A 23,007-nucleotide genomic window follows, 5' to 3' on the forward strand; every position below is an offset into this window, starting at 1 on the left:
CTTGCCGCTGACATGAGCGAATTATCGCCGGCTATGATGTGCCTATTTTTACCGATAACTACAAATGCCTTGCTATCGTTGATCGGATTTTTGCCGTGCGGCCGGCAGGTAGATAAAACGATTGAGCGGGCATCGATCAAACCTTAAATCAATCTCTTGAAAACAAAATTAGCTTTCTTAATTCTTTCCCTATTCTTGGCTTTGGAGTCCGGCGTGAGTGCAAAAGAAACAAACGACAATGTTGAAGCGCAGGTACAGGCCTTATTGGCGCAAATGAGCCTGGAAGAAAAAGTCGGACAGATGACGCAGATCGACTTTAGCGTGGTTTCGGTCGTGAATGGCGAGGTAGCCGACAATCCCATCGATCAGGCCAAACTGGAAGACGCCATTTTGAACCGGCATATCGGTTCGATACTCAACACGCCCACCACGCCGAATAATCAAACCCAGCCCATCGAAAAATGGCGGCGGATGACCCAAGCGATACGCGACGTGGCGGCAAAAAGCCGGCTGAAAATTCCGGTGCTGTACGGTATCGACGCGATTCATGGTGCAACTTACACCGAAAACGCAGTGCTGTTTCCGCAAGCCATCAGCATGGCGGCGACGTTTAATCCCGATTTGGCTTTCAAGGAAGGCGAAGTGACTGCGCGGGAAGCCAAGGCCTCGGGTTTGGATTGGAATTTCATGCCGGTTATGGACATCGGCCGGCAACCGCTGTGGCCGCGCTTGTGGGAAACTTACGGCGAGGACGTGCTTTTGGCGGTGACGATGGGCAGTGCCTATATTCAAGGTCATCAAGGCGATAATTTTGCGGACGCCGACAAAGCGCCAACTTGCTTGAAACATTACGTCGGCTACAGCTATCCCTTGAACGGCAAGGACCGCACCCCGGCCTGGATAGGCGAACGAGCTTTGCGCGAATATTTTCTGCCGGGCTTCGAAGCGGGCGTGAAAGCCGGAGCGCCGACGGTGATGGTCAATTCCGCCGAGGTGGATGGCATTCCCGGCCACGTCAATCATTACTACCTGAACACCATTTTGCGCGTTGAGATGGGTTTTAAAGGCTTTACCGTGTCCGATTGGGCCGACATCAGCCGCTTGTATACCCGCGATAAATTGGCATCCTCGCCGCGCGAAGCGGTAAAAATGGCGGTGATGGCCGGCATCGATATGAGCATGGTGCCGTTCGATTATTCGTTTTACGACTTATTGCTGGATTTAGCCAAAACCGGCGAAGTGCCGATGACCCGTATCGACGAAGCGGTGTCGCGTATTTTGCGGGTGAAATATCAAAGCGGTTTGTTTGACAGGCACGAGCCTGAGCTGGCCGTAAAAGGTAACTTTGTCACTGAGGATGCGGTGGCCGCTAACCGGCAAGCGGCGCGGGAAGCGATCATTCTGGCGAAAAATGACCAACATATTCTGCCCTTGAGCAAGCAGGCCAGCATCTTGGTCACCGGGCCGACCGCGAACTTGTTGAGCGTGATGAACGGCGGTTGGACGATTACCTGGCAGGGCGCCGCAGAGCATTTATATCCCAAAGACAAGCCCACTTTGATACAAGCCATTCAGCAGAAAACCACGGGCAAAGTGACGTACGTGGGCGGCAAAAATTTCAGCGACGAAATCAATATCGAGCAGGCGGTAACGCAAGCCAGGCAGCACGATGTGGTGATTTTGGCGCTGGGCGAAAAAACCTACACCGAAACCGAAGGCAATATCGAATCCCTGCATTTGGACCCGGTACAGTTGCAACTGGCTAGAGCGATTTTCGAAATCGGCAAGCCGGTGGTTTTAGTCACGTTCGGCGGCCGGCCGCGCATCATCACCGAAATTGCCAACAAGGCGCAGGCGGTGGTGTTGGGCTTTTTGCCGGGCATGGAAGGCGGGGCAGCGATGGCCGATATTTTGTTCGGCGACACCAATCCCAGCGGCAAGTTGCCGATTTCCTATCCGCGCGATGTTAGCGATATTGTGATGTACGATCACAAGCCGATAGAGGCTTTTGAGAGCAATCAGTATCGGCCTTTGTATCCATTTGGTCACGGTTTGAGTTACACCACCTTCCAGACCAGCGGCCTGCGTCTGAGCAAAGACAATATTGCCATGGGCGAGAATATCGACGTGACGGTTAAGGTGAAAAATACCGGCACGCTGACCGGCAAGGAGACCGTGATGGTTTACCTGCACGATGTCGCGGCCTCGGTTTCGCGGCCGGTGAAACAGCTAAAGGCGTTTAAAAAAGTTGAGTTAAAACCCGGCGCGGAGCAGACCTTGCAATTTAGCTTAACGCCGCAGGATATGTCTTTTATCGGCGTGGATATGCGGCGCATTGTCGAACCGGGCGAGTTTGAGGTGATGGTCGGTAACGAGATCGCACGTTTCCAGGTCCTCAAACCCTAAATCAATATGCAGGATTCACTCATGCCGGATCGACAAAACCTTGATAGACCCTCGCATGCAGGCTCGCTGACGGTTCTGACTTCGCTATTTTTTATTTGGGGATTTATCACCTGTCTTAACGACATCCTGATCCCGCATTTGAAGGCGGTGTTTACGCTGAGTTACACCCAGGCGATGCTGATCCAGTTTTGTTTCTTTACCGCTTACTTTCTGATGTCGGTGCCCAGCGGCTATCTGGTGGAAAAAATCGATTACAAGGGCGGCATCATCGTCGGTTTGGCGATTGCCGGTGGCGGTTGTTTGCTGTTTTATCCGGCGGCTGGCTTGCATTCTTATCCTTTGTTTTTGGCGGCGTTTTTTGTGTTGGCGTCCGGGATTACCTTGCTACAGGTTTCCGCCAATCCTTACGTGACGGTGTTGGGCGATCCGCACACTGCGTCCAGTCGTTTAACCTTGACGCAGGCGTTTAACTCCTTGGGTACCACGCTGGCGCCGTATTTTGGCGCATTGTTTATTTTGTCGAATGCGGTGAAAAGCGCCGAGGAAATAAAGCTGCTCGACGCCGAGCAATTGTCTGCGTATCAGGCCGCGGAAGCGGCGGCGGTGCAGAATCCGTATTTATGTCTCGCGGCAGTCTTGTTTTTCATGGCGGCAGTGTTTGCGATGTTGAAGTTGCCTAAGATTAACCAGCAAGCCGAGGCAACCGGCCCAAATGCAGTGGATGGCAGCGCCTGGCAATATTCGCACCTGGTATTGGGCGCCGTGGCGATTTTTGTGTACGTCGGCGGTGAAGTGTCGATTGGCAGCTTTCTGGTTAACTTTCTCGGCGAGCCGCATATAGCCGGTTTGGCTGAGCAAGAGGCCGGCAAATACGTGTCGTTTTATTGGGGCGGGGCGATGGTCGGCCGGTTTATTGGGTCGGCGGTGATGCAGAAAATCCATCCCGGCAAAGTGTTGGCCTTTAACGCCTTGGCGGCGGCTGGTTTGGTGTTGGCGACGATGTTGGGCAGCGGCATACTGGCTATGGTTACCATCCTGGCGGTAGGTTTGTGCAATTCCATCATGTTTCCCACCATCTTTTCGCTGGCTTTGACCGGCTTGGGCAGGCATACCGGCCAAGGCTCCGGCATACTCTGCGCCGCCATCGTCGGTGGGGCTATTTTACCTTTGCTGCAAGGGGCGTTTGCGGATCGTATTGGCATTCAGCAGGCTTTTTTCATCCCTTTACTCTGTTATTTATATATCGCCTATTACGGTTACCGCTGTCGCCGCTTGTAGATAAAACCGGCCTTTAACCTTTCAAGAATTTTGCCCGATTCGGCGATTGCATGATCAAATTCGGGATAGCTGATAAAGGCAATTCGCCGTCGGTGCCGCCCAGTTTTACTGCTTCCTTGGGCATGCCGTAGACCACGCAACTGGCTTCGTCTTGGGCCACGCAAAGTGCGCCGGTATCGTGTAATTCTTTCATTCCATGGGCGCCGTCGTCGCCCATGCCGGTCATGATTATGCCCAGTACGTTTTTGCCGGCAGCTTGCGCGGCCGAGCGGAACAACACATCCACCGATGGCCGATGGCGGCTTACCAAGGGGCCATCCTTGATTTCCACCCGGTATTGGGCGCCGCTGCGGCGCAACAGCATGTGTTTGCCGCCGGGCGCGATCAAAGCCAGGCCGGGAATGACCCGGTCGTTTTGCTCGGCCTCTTTAACTGTAATTTGGCACAGGCTGTCCAGCCGTTTGGCAAATGCGGCGGTAAATGCCTCCGGCATGTGCTGCACAATGACGATTCCCGGCGTGGTACGGGGTAATCGCGTCAATACGTATTCCAGAGCCTGGGTGCCGCCGGTTGATGTGCCAATGGCGACGACGCGATCGGTGGTTTCCGTCATCGAGATCAGGCTGGTCGGGGAAATGACGGCGTCGGCGGTTAATTTCGGGCTGCCATCCAGAGGTTTGCCGCTTGGGATAGCCGATTTTTTTAGTCTGGCATGCGCAGCACCTTTAATCGCATCCGCCAGCAGGGTTTTCGAATCTTGCAAAAAGCCCTTCAGGTTGACGGTCGGTTTGGTGATGATGTCGACGGCACCGGCACTCATGGCCTGCATCGTCACTTCCGCGCCTTTTGCCGTGAGCGTCGAACAGATCACGACCGGCGTGGGATGTTCGTGCATTAGCTTCTTCAGGAAGGTGATGCCGTCCATGCGTGGCATTTCGATGTCCAGGATGATGACATCCGGCCAGTCTTTTTCCATGCGGGTCAGGGCAAAGATGGGATCCGGCGCGGCACCGATCACTTTGACGCCAGGCAGGCTATCGAGCAATCCGGTTAATACCTGCCGGACCACGGCGGAGTCGTCGACAATAAATACTTTTGTGTCTGTCATAGTGTTGCCTGCTAATGGTCTTGGATGATTTACCAGAATTCGGCACTGCTTCTGGATTTTTCATGTTCGTCGATATTTTTCTTCCAGTAGCGGCGCTCTTCGTTTTCAAGAGACAGTTGCTGATTGTGGTCGATTTTTTTGATAAACACCGAATAATCAGTACCGACGAAATGGACGTTTCTGCCGATATTGCCGCCTAGACAGGCACTAAGCATAGGAATGTTTTCTTTTTTTAAAAACTCTTTGATGAATAAAACATTCACGTCGCCCACGGTTTCCTTGCGGTTTTTGTCCTCTCGCAGTTTTAACACGTTGCCGCCGCCAAAGCATTTGGCTTGTAGATTGAGCCGGTTGGCGCCGAGCTTCATCATTTCGTTGATCAGTAATTCCATCGCATAAATGCCGTAACGGCCCTCTTCGGATTCGATGATAGGCATGTTTTTGGAGTAGGAACGATAAGCCAGCAAAAAATGATTCATGCCAAATACCCGATTGATCGGGTCATATAGGCAGGCAGCTACGCAAGAGCCTAGCAGCGTCGAAATGACTTCCGGCTGGCGGGAGGCATAGAATTCGCCCGGATCGATGACGATACGCTGGGTATCTCGGAAGGGCAGGATTTTCATGGTTTCCGGTAGATAGAAGGCTTCAGCATTTGTAACTGTTCGGTGACCCGGTGCAGGCTTTCCGAATGACTGATGATGAAATGTCCGCCAGGCTTTAGCGCGGTAATCAGTCTTTCGACGACCTGCTTTTTGGTGTCTTGGTCAAAATAGATTAGAACATTACGCAGAAAAATTACGTCGAACCTCCCCAATGTATGCGGCAGTGAACTCATCAAATTAACCTGATCAAATTTGACGCGGCTGCGTAGTTTGTTGTCAACGCGAAAGTAACCTTCCTGGCTGCGCACGCCGCGTAAACAATATTTTTCCAATAGGCGTTTGTCCATATGGTCCAGCCTATCCAGTGGATAGACGCCATGGCGGGCAACTTCCAGCACTCGCGTGCTCAAATCGGAGCCGAAAATCTCCCAGTTGTGCGCGCCTAGGTTCTCCGCTAATACCATTGCCAGAGTATAGGCTTCTTCTCCTGTCGAACTAGCCGCGCTCCAAACCCTAAAATGCTCGCCGCGCCAGGTCTTAAGAATGTGCTGTTGAAAAAATTCGAAGTGCTTAGGTTCCCGAAAAAAATACGTTTCATTGGTGGTCAGAATGTTGACCAGCGTTTGAAATTCATGGGGGTAATCGGGACTGGTAGCCAGTTGGTAGTATTCCCCGTAATGTTCCAACTGGTAATAATCGAGCCTTTTGGCTAGCCGGCTGGCTACCATGACTTTCTTTTCCGGTGTCAGAGCGATGCCGGCATGGTCGTAAATCAAACGTCTGAAACGTTCGAATTCTTCGGTTGTGATCGGGGTAATAGTAATAAAACCGTCTCCGTTAGTAAGGATATGCGACGTAATTATGTCAGTAAATAATTACAGGAAGTGCTGAGAACTTAACATTAACGAAAAACCTAAGATGGTAGTGGGTTGAATGCAAATTTAAAACTCTCTACTATCTTTAACATACCCAAAACCCAGACGGAATTCCCATGCTTCGAAAACCTTATCCTGTAGCCAAGAGCCCCGGTCCACTTGGTTTTTATCTGTTAACGGTGGGGTTGGGTGTGACAGGTGGATTGTTGGCTTGCGTGCAAACCGGTTTCAGTTTGATCAGCTTGGGAGCTACTGCCGGGCTTGGTTTTGCCGGCGTCCTGATTGGGTCTACTTTGTACAATAAACAGCAAACCGCGCTGAATGAAGCTAATAACGCCTGGCGTGGCGACGAAGATTTAAAACTGCAAGAGCTTGAAGCATACGCCATCGAGCTGGAGCGTTTATTTCTGCAAGTAGTGCCCATTTTGCTCAGACAAGTACAAACATCCAGAACGCATACCGAACAGGAAATCACCGTCCTGACCAGCCGTTTCGCCGCTATGGTTAATCAATTGGAGAGACTGATTTCCGGCGGTGCGCAGAATCGTCAAGGTCGTAGCGTGGATGTGTTATTCGGCGAAACCCGGGATGCTTTGACGGCGGTGTTAAAAGTTTTAAGTGAAATCCAGGACGTTGAGCATGCGGTAGTCGACGAGGTTCGCAAACTGTCTGCGCATACCGGTCAACTGGACACGATGGCGCAGGAAGTGCGCAAGGTCGCTGAACAAATCAATTTACTGGCGCTGAATGCGGCTATCGAAGCCGCCCGGGCAGGCGAAAATGGCCGGGGTTTTGCGGTTGTTGCCGACGAAGTCCGTAAACTGGCCGGATTTTCGTCTTCCACCGGGGAAAAAATCAGCCACGCCATTGCCGATATCAACAAAGCCATGGCCTCGACGTTGAAAATGTCCGAAGCATCCGGCTCGTCCGATGATAAAGCGATCCGCGATGCTGAACACGCCATCCGCACCGCTCTGGACGATTTGCGGGTGGCTTTGGACATGTTCAGAAACGATGCGGACCAATTGCGCGGTAACAGCGCGCAAATTCGCGACGAGATTTTCTCGGTGTTGACGGCGTTCCAGTTTCAGGATCGGGTCAGCCAAATGCTGTCGCATGTCGAACATAATCTAAACAGCCTGCAAACTGCGGTAGATGCCACGCGCAGCAGCGGCGAGCGCCAAGCAAATAGCTTGGATGTCGGCGCCACATTGTCGAGAATGGAGCTTAGTTACACGATGCCGGAAGAGTTGTTGAATCACTCTTCAAGTGCGGCGGTCAGTCACCAAAGCACTTCCGCCAACGATGAGATTACATTTTTCTAAATTTGATGAAGGATTGACTAATGGCTAAAACCATCATGATTGTTGATGACTCGGCATCCATTCGACAGGTTGTCGGCATTGCCCTTAAGGGCGCCGGCTACGATGTGATTGAGGCCTGCGACGGCAGGGATGCACTGAGTAAATTAACCGGACAAAAAATCAATTTGATCATTACCGATGTGAATATGCCGAATATGGACGGCATAACCTTTGTGACGGAAGCCAAAAAACTCCCGGCTTACAAATTCACCCCGATGATGATGCTGACTACCGAAGCTGCCGACGATAAAAAACAGGCTGGCAAGGCGGCAGGCGCGAAAGCCTGGCTGACCAAACCGTTTCAAGCCCCCACTTTACTCGACGCGGTGTCTAAATTGGTGTTGCCTTAAAAACAACTCCATTGCACAAGGGGAGAAAACCTTGGCTATCCACCTAAAACAACAAAAAAAGGGTGTCACCCATCTAGCCATTCAGGGTGAATTGACCATCTACTCGGTGCTGGAACACAAACAAGCACTATCCCCGTATCTAAGCTCGGCTAAAGACGTGCAAATCGATCTTGCCGATGTCACTGAAATCGATAGCGCCGGTGTGCAACTGCTGATGTTTCTGAAGCAGGAAGCCGTCAGCCGCGATATCCGCTTTAGTCTTATTCAGCATAGCGAGGCGGTCGTTGAAGTGCTGGAACTGCTCAACCTGAGTAAGCATTTCGGCGACCCTATCGTAATCTCCGCAGATTGGAAAACATCATGAGCGAATTAGATGCGGCCTTAACGGTTTTTGCCCAAGAGGCTGAAGAGTTGTTAACGGATATGGAAGACGCTTTGTTGTCTCTGGAGAGTAAACCGGACGATAGCGAAACCATCAACAGTTTATTCAGGGCCATGCATACCATCAAAGGCTCTTCCGGATTGTTTGGTTTTAACGCCATTGTCGGCTTTACCCATGAAGCGGAGTCGGTCCTGGATAAAGTGCGTAACGGCGAACGCGGCATCGACGCGGAATTGATTTCTGTTTTGTTGGACAGCAAGGATCACACGGCTAAATTGATCGAACATTGTTTGACGCAGAAAGACGCCGAGTTACCGGCAAGCTTGGCGGCGGACGGAGAGCGTTTGATTCGGCAATTGACCGGACGGCAAACGACCGACATGCAGCAAAGCGACGATAGCGTCCAGCTGGAAATTGAAGGCGGCGGTGAAATATCGGTGGACGATAACTGGCTAATTTCTCTAGAGTTTCAGAAAGATGCCTTCAGAAACGGCATGGACCCCTTGTCGTTTATTCGCTATCTGCGCACCTTGGGTGAGATTAAACAAATTCTTACTGTAGCCCCGGAAATGCCGGTCGGTGACGACATGGACCCGGAAAGCTGCTATTTGCATTTCAAAATTGCTTTTCAGAGCGATGCGAATAAACAGACGATAGAGGCGGTATTTGATTTTGCCTCGGACGATTGCGATATCAAAATTTTGCCGCCCAATTCCAAGCTGGAGGAATATTTAAATCTGTTGAATGCCCAGGATGACAATCATGTCAACCGCTTGGGCGATATGTTGGTGCAGGTTGGGGCGCTGACTCAAAATGATGTCAACCATGCTTTGCAACGTCAGCAGGCCAATATTGATTCCGAACAGGTTATCGTCCCCGGCAAACCCTTGGGAGAGATACTGGTCGAGCAACATGTCGTACAGCAGCCATTAGTCGATCAAGCGCTGAAAAAACAGGAACAGACCAAACAAAAACTGGCAAGCGAAGCCAATTACATCCGGGTCGATGCTACCAAACTGGGCCATTTGATCAATTTGGTCGGCGAGTTGGTGATTTCCAGTGCGGCGATGAATTTGATCGTCGAGAAGCATGGCCTCAGCGATGCCGGCGATGTGGCCGCCAGCATGAATGCCTTGGTCAGTAGTATCCGCGATACGGCTTTGGAATTGCGCATGGTACAAATCGGCGAAACCTTTTCCCGGTTTAAGCGTGTCGTACGCGATGTCAGCAAGGAGTTGAATAAAGACATCGAACTTTATATCAGTGGTGGTGAAACAGAACTGGATAAAACGGTTGTCGAAAAAATCAACGATCCATTGACCCACTTGATCCGCAACGCCTTGGATCACGCCATCGAAAGTCCCGCGCAGAGGCTTGCTGCCGGCAAACCGGCACAAGGTACCGTGCAACTCAACGCCTATCACGAATCCGGGCATATCGTCATTCAAATTGCTGATGACGGCGCCGGTTTGAATAGCGAAAAAATACTTAACAAAGCATTGGCCAACGGCCTGATTAAACCCGATCACGATTTATCCCAACAAGAAATTCATAATCTGATATTTGCCGCCGGACTTAGCACCAAGGATCAAGCTACCAATTTATCCGGGCGCGGTGTTGGTATGGATGTGGTGAAAAAAAATATCGAAGCCTTACGCGGTTCTGTCGAGATAGACAGCATAGAAGGCGAGGGCACCACCATTTCCATACGCTTGCCGCTGACTTTGGCGATTATCGACGGTTTTATGGTCGGCACCGGTCGGGACCGCTACATCATCCCGCTGAGTATGGTCGACGAATGCATCGAGATGAACACTAGCGAATGCGAGATAGACGACATACAGCATTACATCAATCTGCGCGGCCAGGTCTTGCCGTACTTGCGTTTAGGCGATTATTTCCATAATCAGAGTGCCGATACCAACAGGAAACGTGAGAGCGTCGTGGTGGTTAAATCCGGGCAAACCAAAGCGGGTTTTGTGGTTGACGAATTGCATGGCGAGCATCAAACCGTCATCAAGCCGCTGGGCAAAGTGTTCGAAAGATTGAATGGTATCACTGGTGCGACGGTACTCGGCGACGGCAATGTCGCACTGATTCTGGATGTACAAGGTTTGATTCAAGCGGCCATCAAAAATAAAAGCCGACCGGCACCGATCTTAACGTCGCGGCGAATTCAATAAGTTAACGATTTCTCACGGTTATAAATTCCTATTAGAGGGAACAGCAGATGAATATCAACGACCTAAAAATAAAAACAAAAATCCTGACGGGGGCGATGCTGCTCGTGGCTATCACGATAGCTTTTGGTGTGTTGTCCAAAATTTATATTGGCGATGTCGCCGGCGCTTTGTTCGGTATTACCGACAACAACGGCAAATCGGTTGAATATGCTACTGGCGTAGAAAGAATGGCTTTGCAAACTATCATGGCGCAAAGGGCATACCGTATTTCCAATAAAGACGAAGATGCTCAAAAAGTCGAAGACAACATGAAAACGTTATTTGAGTATCTCGATAAGGTCGATCAGGTAGCCAAGAAATATAACAATACCGAGTTATTGACTCAGTCTAAAACCGCCCGGGAAGGCACACAGAAATTCGGTGAAAAATTCAGAGCCGTCGTGGCATCGGTCAAGGAAAATAAAGCGGCTGTAGAAGAAATGGTAAAAGAAGGTGATGACGTCGCTAAAGCGGCAGATGATTTTTTGGATAGACAAGTGCGTTTGTATCAGGAGGCTATGAAAAAAGGTACTAATGCACAAGAGTTGGATCCATACGTTCAGCGTTATATTGGCGCGGCCAATATTTACATTAAAGCGATGGAAATCATGCGCGCGGAAAAAGAGGAAGTGAATTACAAAGACCGTGTCGCCTGGAAAAAGATGCAAGTTTTAATGCCGGAACTGATGAAGGCTTATGATGATTTACAAAAAATCGTCAATTCCGAAGAAGCCTTGCGTCTGATTGAGACGGCGCGTGCGAGTACCCGCGATTATCAGCAAGCCGCGCAAAACTGGATTGATAACGACGACAAGCTGAATGTCGTCCGAAAAGAAATGCTGGAATTGGGCGATAACGTCATTAAACAAGCACAAAGCGCGGAGGAAGCGGGGTATGCCCAATTAGGGGTGGCAAGGGCCCAAGCAAACGAATTAGTCGACGAGGCCAATAAAATCATTATCGGTACCATTATTGCCGCATTGGTTTTGGGCGTTATCATCGCCATGTTCCTGGCCAACTTGATTACCGTGCCGATTATCGTCGGTGTCAAATTTGCCCAATCCTTGTCCGAAGGTGATTTGACAGCGAAGCTGGAAGTCAACGGTAAAGATGAAATCGGCCAACTTGCCCAGGCTTTACGCGAAATGCGCGATAAGCTGAGCCAAGTGGTTTCGCAAGTGCGCTCAAACTCCGATACGCTGGCCAGTGCTTCGCAACAAGTCAGTGCTACCGCCCAGTCCATGAGTCAGATGGCTACCGAGCAGGCGGCTAGCGTCGAGGAAACCACTTCGTCGATTGAACAACTCAATTCATCAGTACAACAAAACACCGAAAATGCCCATGTCACCGAGCAAATGGCGACTAAGTCGGCAGGCGAGGCTCGTGACGGCGGCGAGGCCGTGAACGAGACGGTTCTGGCCATGAAGAATATCGCCAAAAAAATTGGCTTGATCGAGGATATAGCCTACAAAACCAATTTGCTGTCGTTAAACGCGGCGATTGAAGCGGCCTCCGCGGGCGAACACGGCAAGGGCTTTGCCGTAGTGGCCGCAGAAGTTAGAAAACTGGCGGAGAGCAGCCGCGTCACAGCGGAAGAAATCAACGAGCTTGCCACCAATAGCGTCGCAATAGCTGAAAAAGCCGGTACCTTGATTGCTGCCGTGGTACCCAATATTGTGAAAACAGCCGATTTGGTACAGGAAATCAATGCCGCATCCATGGAGCAATCCAGTGGCATTAATCAAATTAACGAAGCGATGCGCCAGTTGGATAAAGCGACTCAGCAAAATGCCGCCAGCGCCGAGGAATTGGCCGCTACGTCCGAGGAATTAAACGGACAGGCCACCCAACTGCAGCATGCCGTAGCGTTTTTCAAACTGGATGGCAACAGCAATAGGTCGCAATCTTTTGGTAAAACACCGCCGGCCGCTAAGCACCAGTCTCGTGGCGCGGTAGCGCAAAACTATGTTAAAAAACCCGTGGCGGTGAATAGCCTTGCCGACAACTCCTTGGATTTTAACGACCAAGATTTTGAGCGCTTTTAGTCTCTGGAGAGCAGACCATGAGTAATCTGATTCGGAGAGAAACCGGCCACGCTGTGGCGGTTCAGGAGCAGGTAGGCCAATACCTGACTTTTTTAGTGGGGACAGAAAGTTTTGCCGTCAGCATTCTGGATGTGAAGGAAATTATCGAAATTGCCAACGTGACCCGGGTGCCGTTGACACCGGACTATATTCACGGCGTGATCAATTTGCGCGGCAGCGTGGTGCCGGTAATCGATTTATCGGCACGATTAAGCCGGCATTGCTCGGAGGTCAGTAAGCGCAGTTGCATTGTGTTGGTGGCGGTTGAAACGGGCGAGGGTTCGCAACTGATCGGCATGCTGGTGGACGAAGTCCGGGAGATTTTGGAAATTCCGCCCGCCAATATCCAGCCGGCACCGGATTTCGGAACCGATATTCGTACCGATTTTATTCAAGCCATGGCCCGTGTCGACGACGTATTTATTATACTTTTGGCGATTAGCCGGGTACTGTCGTTGGACGAGCTATCGTTACTAAACGACTTGGCGCAATCTCAAGACCATCTGCTCGCAAATGCGGACTAGGTTTTGATCTGGGAGCTATGCTGGAAGAATTTTCCGGCATTCTCCCAGCAGCTTGCTTTCTTCACGGCTAGGTAGCAGCACTCGTTGCTATCCTGTTAGGTGTTCTTCCGCTATTTCTGGGTTTTTAAATAAGTATTAATGGCAGCATCTTCCTCTGCCATATGAGTAATCCAGTCGCGCATGAAGCCGGACACGTCTATTTCCTGTCGTTTTTGCTGATGGATTCCCTGACTAAAAGCGATCAACTTCTCCAGCATCACATTATGCGTCTGCACATGATGTTGATATTCCGGATAGCCGTGCTGTTTCATAAAGGCTTCTTCAGCTTGAAAATGCTCTCTAACGTGTTGATAAAGCAACATAATATTTTCGGCTAGCGCTTGCGTATCTTTCGAGCTCACCAATTGGTTTGCCAGATCGAAAATCTCTCTGTGCTGTTGGTCAACGGCTTCGTTTCCGAGCAGATATTGATTTTCCCAAACGAATTCGTTCATGTTATTTCCGTCATCTTTTGTCTGTTAGTGCATCTTAAAAAAGCCAACTTCCCGCATGAGCGTTTGGCTTTGATCGTTTAATTCTTCAGCAGTGGCGGCCAATTGCTCTGAAGCTGCCGCGTTATGCTGAATAGCCGTATCCAATTGTCCTACCGCTTGACTGATTTGCCGGACGCCGGCAGCCTGTTCGTCAGATGCGATGGCTATTTCCTGTACCAGGGTAGCGGTTTTTTGAATGCTGGGCAGCATTTGGCTAAAGATACGGCCGGCGTTTTCAGCGATGTCCAGGCCGGTATTGGCGAGTTCGCCGATTTCGTTGGCGGTATCCTGGCTGCGGGTTGCCAACTTCCGCACCTCGGTTGCTACGACCGAGAAGCCGGCGCCGTGTTCGCCCGCTTTGGCGGCGACTATCGAAGCGTTTAATGACAGCAAATTGGTTTGGTAGGCAATCGCTTCGATTAAGCCGATTTTCTCGGCAATTTTGTTCATCGCTTCCACGGTGTCTCTGATCGCCTGTTCACCGCTTTGCGCCGATTGGGCGGCGGTAAGGGCAATTTGTTCCGTAGTCTGCGCATTCTCATGGTTGTGTTCGACCGACCCGGTCAATTGTTCCAGTGCGGCGCTGGTTTGTTCAATGCTGGCCGCTTGTTCGCAGCTGCTTTGACTGAGGGTTTGCGCCGCATTATTGACTTCGGTAGAGGCTTGAGCGATTTGCGCCGAACAACTGCCGATAGTGCCAATCACATCGGCCAGACGTTTTTGCATGGTCAGCATTGCCGCAAAAATGCCGACATGTTGCTCCGCTTGCGGCATGCCCCGTCGTTCCAGTTTCCCGGCAGCGATATTGACTGCCAGATTATTGACCTGCCACGGTTCTCCTCCCAACTGAGCGGCTATGTCCTTACGCAGTATCCAAAATAGCGAAAAAGACAACCCCGCTACCACAATAATAAACACGCCGTTGAACAACAATCGGCGACTAGCGCTGTTTTCAATCGCCTTGGACGAATCTATGGTGTCCTTGGCGATATAGTTTTCTACGTCTTTCAACAGATTGATTTTGCCGGTTTGCATGGCAAACCAGTGGGCCGGGTCTACCCCAAAACCGCCTTTATCGGCATTGCTCAGAGCTTTGCTGCGCATCGCCGCCGTTTCATCAATAAATTGGCCGCGCAGCGTGTGTTGTAAAAAATCCAGGTACTGCTGGGGGGCGACAGAGGCGAAAATATCCAGATAAGTATTCTGAAAAGCGATCAGCGTCACCAGTTTTTCATACATGCCGGGGCCAAAAGCGTCCTTGGCAAAAGTGTTCGCCAACACGGCCCGCTCCACGCCCGCTTGCTCCTTGCCTTTCAGAAAATTGGCATAGGCATCCAGCTTGTGATTGATTTCTACATTGGTGCTCAATTGAGGCAATTGGGCGATGATCGCCAGATAGGCGGCATTTAGATTGGAATAGTAATTGATGGTAACTTCGCCGCTGGCGCTTAAAGCGGTGACCGACTGGCGAGTCTCGTCGAGTTGGTCGATTTGCCGGTCTGCCGCCGCCAAACCAGCCGCCAGATTGGCGGCGGCTTTGGTGTCGAATGTTTTGAGAAAAGCATTCAGTTGTTTCAGTTTTTCGTCCGTGGTTAAGCGTTGTTGCCCCAGTTCTTGTTTAAATTTCTGGCCGCCACTACCCAAATGCCCGACCGACAAGCCGCGTTCTTTTTGTAATTCATGCACCAGATCGCTGGCGTACACGGAAAAGTTGGCTAAGGAGATAATCTTTGCCGCTGACCGCATCTCCACAATATGGGTGTAGACCACGAAGGAGGCCATTAGCAGTAAGCCTGCTAAGGGTATCAGCGATAGGGCCGCTATTTTGTGGTTGAATTTAACGGTTTTCAGGTCAAGCATGTCCACTCCCGGCGACTATTCATATGCTCAAGCATAGTCCAGGGTGCTTATACCTGCTACGTGTAAGGTTGAAGGAAACGGGCCGATTGCATTGCAAAAAATTCGAACAATCGACCCAATTTGCCTAGCGATATTTAGAACAAACCGCTGATCACGCCGTCGTCGCTAATATCGATACGCTCGGCGGCCGGTACTTTCGGTAAGCCGGGCATCGTCATCATGTCACCGGCAATCGCCACGATGAAGCCGGCGCCGTTAGCCAGACGTACTTCATTGATTTCCACAGTATGGTCGGACGGCGCGCCCTTGGCATTGGGGTTGGTGGAAAACGACATTTGGGTTTTCGCCATGCAGACCGGGAAATGACCGTAGTTGGCTTGCAGCGCCTTCAACTCGGCGCGAATTTTCGGGCTGGCGCTGATGTTTGCCGCGCCGTACAGCTTGGTGGCGATGGCTTCGATCTTATTCCACAGCGGTAGTTCGCTGTCGTAAACATAACTAAAACCGGGTTCGCGATGATCGACGATGTTCAGTATTTCTTGAGCCAATTGTTCCGCGCCGGCCCCACCGTGCGCCCAGTGTTTGGCGACTACGCATTTCACGCCCAAGGCTTCGCATTTCTGCTGTAGCAAGGCGATTTCGGCATCGGTGTCGAAAGTAAAGTGATTGATGCTGACCACGCAGGGCAGGCCGTAATGCTGGGTAATGTTATGCAGATGGCGTTCCAGATTGGCAAAACCTTGTTCCAGTGCCGCCAGATTTTCCTGGTTCAAATCGTCTTTAGCTACGCCGCCATGGAATTTCAACGCGCGTACTGTGGCGACCAATACCACCGCCGAGGGCTTTAAGCCGGACATGCGGCATTTGATGTCCAGAAACTTTTCCGCGCCCAAGTCGGCTCCAAAGCCGGCTTCGGTCACTGCGTAGTCGGCCAGCTTCAACGCGGTTTTGGTGGCGGTCACGGTATTGCAGCCGTGGGCGATATTCGCAAACGGACCTCCATGGATAATCGCCAGATTGTTTTCCAGGGTTTGTACCAGATTCGGTTTGATCGCGTCTTTTAAGATAGCTGCCATCGCGCCGTGGGCTTTCAGATCGCTGGCATAAACCGGCGTGACTTTGTCCGATTTATAACCGATCACGATGCGGCCCAGACGCTCTTTCAAATCCGCGCGGCTGGTGGCCAGACACAGAATCGCCATCACTTCAGAAGCCACGACGATGTCGAAGCCGTCTTCACGTAAATAGCCGTTCGCCGGTCCGCCCTGGCCGATCGTGATTTTGCGCAGCGCCCGGTCGTTCATGTCGATTACCCGTTTCCATTGGATGCGGCGCGGGTCTATGTCCAGTTTGTTGCCGTGGTTAATATGGTTATCGATCAGGGCCGATAATAAATTGTGGGCCACACCTATAGCGTGAAAGTCGCCGGTAAAATGCAGATTGATGTCTTCCATCGGTACTACTTGCGCATAGCCGCCGCCTGCCGCACCGCCTTTTACGCCGAAACACGGGCCCAATGAAGGTTCGCGCAGGCAGATAATGGTTTTCTTGCCCAAGCGGTTCAACGCATCGCCCAAACCTACCGTGGTGGTGGTTTTGCCTTCGCCGGCCGGCGTAGGGCTAATGGCGGTGACTAAAATCAGCTTGCCGTCGGTTTTATCGGTCAGGCTGTTGACATATTCCAGGGAAATCTTGGCTTTGTAATGACCGTAAGGGTCCAGATGTTCGGCGGGAATGCCGAATTTTTCGCCGGCCAAATCAATAATTGGGCGCATGCTTGCCTGTTGGGCAATTTCAATGTCAGACATGGTAGTTCCTAAAATACTCTGAGAAGTGTGGCAATAAAGCAGAGCAGCCGGCGGCTGCGATGGGCGGATATTGTAGAGTTCTAAGGCTGGGGCAGCCAGAAATTTAATGGTGAAAAGCCGGCAAGGCTTTACAGATAGGGCGTTGCCGGCGTTTCGGTGACTGAGGTCGTCGCGTCGGACAACCTGTCGCAATAGCGGATGATGCGGTTTAGTAAGTAATGACTTCGCTGCCTTTACCCACCAACACCACATCCGCGTCGCGGATCGCAAACAGACCATTGGTGATCACGCCTGGGATATTGTTGATGGTTTTTTCCAACTCGATAGGGTCCAGGATGCTCAAATTATGCACATCCAGAATCTCGCAGCCGTTGTCGGTGATGTAGCTGGCGCCGGTGTCTTTGTTCATGCGCAATTCGGGTTGGCCGCCCAGTTTAGCCAATTGGCGAGCCACGAAGCTGCGCGATAACGGCAGCACTTCTACGGGTAATGGAAATTTGCCCATCACATCCACGCATTTACTTTCGTCGACGATACAGACAAATTTTTTGCTGGCGCCGGCGATGATTTTCTCGCGGGTCAACGCGCCGCCGCCGCCTTTCAACATTTTTTTATGCGGGGTGACTTCATCCGCGCCGTCTACATAAATATCCAGATCGCCGGATTGATTCAATTCAATGACGCGAATGCCGATGGATTGCAAATGTTCGGTGGTTTTAGCCGAGCTGGATACCGCGCCTTCGATGTCTCTTTTGAAATCGCAGTCGGCCAGCAAGTTGATCAAATGCGTGACGGTCGAGCCGGTACCCATGCCGATGATGGGCACGTTTTTCAAATATTGCAGGGCAGCCTGGGCGACTTGTTTTTTTAATTCGTCTTGGGTCATGGTGATGGTCCTGATGGATTGCTCTTATAAATCTGACACGGCGTTTAACCCGTCATTGTATGGGATAATAACCGATTAAGGCTGATCTCTCAGCAGTTTTTACGCCGTAAGGTTGTAGGCGGCATCGCCCGCACGGCCCAAGGATCAACGCATGGACGGCAAGTGCGCCAGCAGTTGCCGAGGACAATAATGCAAAAATACATAGAAAAGATATTGCGGGCAAAAGTCTACGACGTTGCCGAAGAAACCCCATTGGATTTTGCCGCTACGCTGTCGGAGAAAATCAACAACAAGGTTTATCTGAAACGCGAAGATTTACAGCCGGTATTTTCGTTTAAATTGCGAGGTGCCTATAACAAAATCGCCTCCCTGACACCGGAACAAACCGCTCACGGCGTTATAGCCGCGTCCGCCGGCAATCACGCCCAAGGCGTGGCCTTGGCGGCAAAAAAACTGGGAATCAAAGCCCTGATTGTGATGCCGAAAACCACACCGGAAATCAAGATCAAGTCGGTCAAGGCACGCGGCGCGAAAATCGTGCTGCACGGCGACTCCTACGACGATGCTTATGCCCATGCCATGGAATTGGTCGCGGAAAAAGGCATGACATTTATCCATCCTTACGATGACCCGGAAGTGATAGCCGGGCAGGGCACTGTTGGCATGGAAATTCTGCGGCAGTACAACGGCGATATTCATGCGATATTCGTGCCGGTCGGCGGTGGCGGACTGGTGGCCGGCATCGCCGCCTACGTCAAATTCGTGCGTCCGGACATCAAAGTCATCGCGGTGGAACCGGACGACGCCGATTGTTTAAATCAAGCTTTAAAAGTCGGTCAGCGCGTAATATTGGAACAAGTCGGTTTGTTCGCCGACGGCGTGGCGGTGAAGCAAATTGGTGAAGAACCGTTTCGCATTGCCAGGCAGTACGTCGATCAGGTCGTCACCGTCGGCACGGACGAGATCTGCGCGGCTATCAAGGACATTTTCGACGATACCCGCTCGGTTGCCGAGCCGGCCGGCGCGCTGGCGGTGGCGGGATTGAAAAAATACGCCGAACAGCAACACCTGCAACAGCACACGCTGATTGCCATCGACAGCGGCGCCAATATCAATTTCGACCGCTTGCGCTATGTCGCTGAGCGTACCTTGGTAGGCGAACACAGGGAAATTCTGCTGGCGGTGGAAATACCGGAGGTGCCGGGCAGCTTTTTAAGATTTTGCAAAATGATCGGCAAACGCAGCATCACCGAGTTCAATTACCGCTATTTCGACGCGCGCATGGCGCAAGTGTTTGTAGGGATCAGTAGCAGCGGCGCGGAAAACGACCGCCAGCATCTTATCGAACAATTGGCCGAAGATGGCTTTCCGGTAACCGATATGACCGGCAACGAACTGGCCAAGGACCATATCCGCTATATGGTCGGCGGTCATGCGCCGTTCGAGTTGAAGGAGAGCGTCTACAGCATCCAGTTTCCCGAACGCCCCGGCGCGCTGCTGAAATTTCTGCTGTCGCTGGGTAGTCAGTGGAATATCAGCCTGTTTCATTACCGCAATCATGGGGCTGCGTTCGGCAAGGTCTTGATCGGTCTGCAGATCGACGGCGAACAACGCAGGCGTTTCGAGCAGTGTTTATCGGCTTTGGCGCTTGCGTATCGAGATGAAACCGGCAACCCGGCCTATCGCCTGTTTGTCGGCGGTAGTGAGTCTGCCGGGATCAAAAACTAAAAATACTTCCGCTCCAAATTTCTCCCTTCTGTCCCACCGTTGGCACACAATTTGTCGCAGCCCAGTATCCAACTGGTCTCGACAAGCTTCGCCTGGCCGCGATACCGGCGTTAAATAATGCCGGATCACTAGCCGCCTGATTAACCGGCTGCCTTTGCGTTTGTATCGAGATCCCAGGCCAAGAAAGCCGCGGGCCTCGCAAATAAATGCGTGAGGTATTGCGGAAAATTATTACATTGCCCTTCTTAACGCCCGGAATTATTGGCAAATAATTCGGGATTTACTCCTAACGACAACTGGGAATTCGCCAACATACAATGCGCGCCATTTTGTGCTATGGCGATTTGAATATAAAGATGCTTCTGTCAGCCCCAAAAAACCGTCGTTCCCGCCAGGAAGCGGGTAGCCAGAGCCATGGAGGGCACGCTTCGACTTATCCATGCGGTTTGGGCTCGGCTAAGGACAGCTTGATCAACGGTTTTTACAACGTGGCGGAAGCATCTTTATATTCAAATTTTAAACAGCCTGCTGATACGCAAACGACAAGCGGCTTAGGACTAATGCGTCCGGGTGCGCCAAAGTTTTCGATAAGTGCAAAACATGAATTATCAAGTTACTGAGGCTGTAATTGAAAATCGTAAAACCAAAGCACATCAAGGTGTTATGCATGCTCATGCTGTTGTCGGCAGGCTTTGACGTGTGTGCGGCCGCCAAGTCCCTGGAAATTCAGGAACTGGAATTCAAAAACTCCCAGGTCTCGGACATCATCCGGGTTTTGTCGGAGGATGCCAACGTCAACATCGTTGCCACCCCGGAAGCTGGCAAAAAGAATGTGACGATTTTTCTAAAAAAGGTCTCGTTGGAAGAGGCTATCCGTTCCATCTGCCGGATCAGCGATCTTTGGTACCGCCAGGATAACGGCGATGCAGGTACCTTCAGACTGATGACCAAGGAAGAATACAGCAAAGATCTGGTGATGGGCCAAGACGACAATGTGCGCGTGTTTCAATTGCGCAACCCCAATGTCATGGCGGTGGCTATGGCTATCGAAAGTCTTTACGGTAATCGGGTGCGGGTATCCTACGGCAACGCGATGATGTTGAGCGGCATGGGCGGCATGAATGGGCGTGGCGGCAACAACCGTGGCGGCGGTTTCGGCAATAACCGCGGCATGGGTAATACCGGCTTCGGTGGCGGTATGGGTGGCTTCGGCAGCATGGGCGGCGGATTCGGAGGTTTTCAAGGCGGCTTTGGTGGTAGCAGCAGCGGCAATATGTACGGTGGACGTAATAACCGTTTTTCCGGCGGCATGGGCAATCAAGGCGCGGCCGGTGGTCGCTATGGCAACTTGCAACAAGGTTTCCGCGAAGAAGTACCCAAGGATTTAAGCGTCGAACAACTCGCGGAACTCGGTGCCGACGGCAAACGTGTCGATCCCGGCGAACTGTCCGAGGTGTCCGGCATCAACAAGGTGATATACGTCACCATCAACGCCGAACACAACCAGCTGATCGTCAAGACTAGCGACAATGCCATTCTTAAATCCATTTCCAGCCTGGTTGAGCAACTCGACAAACCGCAAAATCAAGTAATGCTGGAAATGAAGATTATCGACGTCAAGGTTGGCGAAGACTTTAGCTCCTTGTTCAACTTCGAAATCAAAAATACCAAGATTCAAGGCGACAGCCTCAATCCCTTGATCATGGGCGGCGCGGCGGCCATGACCGGCGGCGGCAGCTTTGTTTACGAATTTCTCAGCGACAAAATCAAAGCCAATATCGAATTTCTGGAAAAAAATAACCGCGTCAACGTGGTTTCCAACCCCATGCTGGTGGCGTCCAATCATCGCCCGGCTAACCTGTTCGTCGGCGAAGAACGCATCATGGTGCGCGGCTATTCCATCGACAACATCGATAATCTGAATACCACCCGCACCATCACCACCCCGGAGACCGAGCTGGAAGAAATCGGCACCACTCTGGAAGTGACGCCGCATATCAACGCCGACGGTACCATCCACATTCAGCTCAGGCAGGAAAATTCCACGCTCAACGAAGGCGCGGCCTCCATTCCAGTGACCAATAACACCAGCGGTGAAGTTGTGGATTTACCGGTGGACACTATTACCACCGCCCGTATGGAAGGTGAAATTTTCGCTAGGCACGGCTATACCGTCGCGGTGGGCGGCTTGATTCGCGACAGTTTTTCCCGCAACCGCCGTAAAGTCCCATACTTGGCCGACATCCCGGTGTTGGGTAACGTGTTCAGACAGACCGTCGATTCCGACAGTAAATCGGAAATGGTGTTGTTGATTACGCCTTACGTGTTGAACCAGGGCAACGATCACCACGAACAATACGATCCGACCGACAAATACCACCGCTACGCGCCGGAAATCGCCATGCAAGCCAAGCCGGTGCCCAAACCCGAAAATCCGGACGAACCGGTTTGCGGCGAGTTTTGCGCGCCGCCGCGCCTGAGGGAGTCGGATCAATGAGCCGCAACCATTTAAAAGCTCGGCGCGGATTCCCGTTACCGAAGCAATTCTATGTCCGGAGTTTGCTGAGCCTGTTCCTGTTGGCCTGCGCCGCCTGCCAGCCCAACCACATGGGCCTGGATACCCCGGCCGACATCGCCACCGAAAACTGTTATGCCTACCGCTACGGCGACAAATTGCGCAAGATCAATTTTGCCCAAGCCTTCGATTGGTGCCATCGCGCCGCCGGGTCCGGCGACGCCAACAGCCAGGCCCTGCTGGGCGAACTGTATTACCTGGGATTGGGCGGCCCGCAGGACATGACACTGGCGGCACGCTGGTTCGAATCCGCCGCCCGCCAGGGGCATGCGCATGCGCAATACATGCTGTACCGGGTGCACGCTACCAGTCCCAATCTGGAGCAGCAGGAAAAAGCCGAATATTGGCTGAATCAAGCCCGCCATAGCGGTTACAAACTGGCCTTGCCGGCGCAATGAACACGCTTGAATTGAATGAGG

Annotated in this window: 18 protein-coding genes; 11 read left to right on the forward strand and 7 right to left on the reverse strand. The window is 51.7% G+C overall.

Annotation, left to right across the window (positions count from 1 at the left end):
- Positions 1–213: 213 nt before the first annotated feature.
- Complete coding sequence (locus DDY07_RS03960; RefSeq protein WP_225893083.1) at positions 214–2,406, forward strand: glycoside hydrolase family 3 N-terminal domain-containing protein; 2,193 nt, start codon at positions 214–216, stop codon at positions 2,404–2,406.
- Positions 2,407–2,427: 21 nt separating this feature from the next.
- The gene (gene fucP / locus DDY07_RS03965; protein ID WP_033156664.1) at positions 2,428–3,684 is read left to right on the forward strand and encodes an L-fucose:H+ symporter permease; all 1,257 of its coding nucleotides are present in this window, start codon (positions 2,428–2,430) and stop codon (positions 3,682–3,684) included.
- A 13-nt stretch (positions 3,685–3,697) separates the two neighbouring features.
- On the opposite strand, the gene DDY07_RS03970 is transcribed toward fucP, so the two are convergent.
- From DDY07_RS03970 to DDY07_RS03980, 3 genes are read right to left on the reverse strand one after another with little or no spacing between them, the layout of a single operon-like run.
- Positions 3,698–4,792, reverse strand: a complete 1,095-nt coding sequence (locus tag DDY07_RS03970) for a chemotaxis response regulator protein-glutamate methylesterase (RefSeq protein ID WP_033156663.1) — start codon at positions 4,790–4,792, stop codon at positions 3,698–3,700.
- Positions 4,793–4,821: 29 nt separating this feature from the next.
- Positions 4,822–5,418 carry a chemotaxis protein CheD gene (locus tag DDY07_RS03975; protein ID WP_033156662.1) on the reverse strand — a complete coding sequence of 199 codons (597 nt, stop codon included), beginning with the start codon at positions 5,416–5,418 and terminating at the stop codon, positions 4,822–4,824.
- Positions 5,415–6,260, reverse strand: coding sequence for a protein-glutamate O-methyltransferase CheR (locus DDY07_RS03980; protein ID WP_367650909.1), 846 nt, complete (start codon positions 6,258–6,260; stop codon positions 5,415–5,417). Before DDY07_RS03980 ends, DDY07_RS03975 begins: the two co-directional genes overlap by 4 nt.
- Positions 6,261–6,388: 128 nt before the next feature.
- On the opposite strand from DDY07_RS03980, the gene DDY07_RS24265 reads away from it, so the two are divergent.
- Genes DDY07_RS24265 through DDY07_RS04010 form a run of 6 tightly spaced genes read left to right on the forward strand, consistent with a single transcriptional unit; the run spans position 6,389 to position 13,198 of the window.
- The gene (locus DDY07_RS24265) at positions 6,389–7,597 is read left to right on the forward strand and encodes a methyl-accepting chemotaxis protein (RefSeq protein ID WP_033156660.1); all 1,209 of its coding nucleotides are present in this window, start codon (positions 6,389–6,391) and stop codon (positions 7,595–7,597) included.
- A 20-nt stretch (positions 7,598–7,617) separates the two neighbouring features.
- Positions 7,618–7,986, forward strand: a complete 369-nt coding sequence (locus DDY07_RS03990) for a response regulator (protein WP_033156659.1) — start codon at positions 7,618–7,620, stop codon at positions 7,984–7,986.
- 31 nt (positions 7,987–8,017) lie between these two features.
- A complete protein-coding gene (locus tag DDY07_RS03995; protein ID WP_033156658.1) occupies positions 8,018–8,350 on the forward strand; it encodes a lipid asymmetry maintenance protein MlaB in 333 nt (110 codons plus the stop codon).
- Positions 8,347–10,551 (forward strand): chemotaxis protein CheA, encoded by a 2,205-nt coding sequence (locus DDY07_RS04000; protein WP_171694885.1) that lies wholly within the window; start codon positions 8,347–8,349, stop codon positions 10,549–10,551. Before DDY07_RS03995 ends, DDY07_RS04000 begins: the two co-directional genes overlap by 4 nt.
- A 47-nt stretch (positions 10,552–10,598) precedes the next feature.
- Positions 10,599–12,635 (forward strand): methyl-accepting chemotaxis protein, encoded by a 2,037-nt coding sequence (locus DDY07_RS04005; RefSeq protein WP_171694886.1) that lies wholly within the window; start codon positions 10,599–10,601, stop codon positions 12,633–12,635.
- A gap of 17 nt (positions 12,636–12,652) precedes the next feature.
- Positions 12,653–13,198 (forward strand): chemotaxis protein CheW, encoded by a 546-nt coding sequence (locus DDY07_RS04010; RefSeq protein WP_171694887.1) that lies wholly within the window; start codon positions 12,653–12,655, stop codon positions 13,196–13,198.
- Between the two features lie 110 nt (positions 13,199–13,308).
- Here the strand turns inward: DDY07_RS04010 and DDY07_RS04015 are convergent, their stop codons facing one another.
- From DDY07_RS04015 to rpiA, 4 genes are all read right to left on the reverse strand, one after another.
- The gene (locus tag DDY07_RS04015; RefSeq protein ID WP_171694888.1) at positions 13,309–13,692 is read right to left on the reverse strand and encodes a bacteriohemerythrin; all 384 of its coding nucleotides are present in this window, start codon (positions 13,690–13,692) and stop codon (positions 13,309–13,311) included.
- A 24-nt stretch (positions 13,693–13,716) separates the two neighbouring features.
- Positions 13,717–15,591, reverse strand: a complete 1,875-nt coding sequence (locus DDY07_RS04020; RefSeq protein ID WP_171694889.1) for a methyl-accepting chemotaxis protein — start codon at positions 15,589–15,591, stop codon at positions 13,717–13,719.
- A gap of 134 nt (positions 15,592–15,725) precedes the next feature.
- Positions 15,726–17,399 (reverse strand): formate--tetrahydrofolate ligase, encoded by a 1,674-nt coding sequence (locus tag DDY07_RS04025; RefSeq protein ID WP_171694890.1) that lies wholly within the window; start codon positions 17,397–17,399, stop codon positions 15,726–15,728.
- A gap of 208 nt (positions 17,400–17,607) precedes the next feature.
- Positions 17,608–18,285 (reverse strand): ribose-5-phosphate isomerase RpiA, encoded by a 678-nt coding sequence (rpiA, locus tag DDY07_RS04030; protein ID WP_171694891.1) that lies wholly within the window; start codon positions 18,283–18,285, stop codon positions 17,608–17,610.
- A 186-nt stretch (positions 18,286–18,471) separates the two neighbouring features.
- On the opposite strand from rpiA, the gene ilvA reads away from it, so the two are divergent.
- From ilvA to DDY07_RS04045, 3 genes are all read left to right on the forward strand, one after another.
- Positions 18,472–20,013, forward strand: a complete 1,542-nt coding sequence (gene ilvA, locus DDY07_RS04035) for a threonine ammonia-lyase, biosynthetic (RefSeq protein WP_171697699.1) — start codon at positions 18,472–18,474, stop codon at positions 20,011–20,013.
- Between the two features lie 628 nt (positions 20,014–20,641).
- On the forward strand, positions 20,642–22,510 hold the full coding sequence (locus DDY07_RS04040) for a type II secretion system protein GspD (protein ID WP_171694892.1): 1,869 nt from the start codon (positions 20,642–20,644) through the stop codon (positions 22,508–22,510).
- Entirely contained in the window at positions 22,507–22,986 is a 480-nt protein-coding gene (locus DDY07_RS04045; protein ID WP_171694893.1) for a tetratricopeptide repeat protein, read from the forward strand. Before DDY07_RS04040 ends, DDY07_RS04045 begins: the two co-directional genes overlap by 4 nt.
- Positions 22,987–23,007: the final 21 nt, after the last annotated feature.

The sequence above is a fragment of the Methylomonas sp. ZR1 genome (assembly GCF_013141865.1).
Taxonomy (GTDB): Bacteria; Pseudomonadota; Gammaproteobacteria; order Methylococcales; family Methylomonadaceae; genus Methylomonas.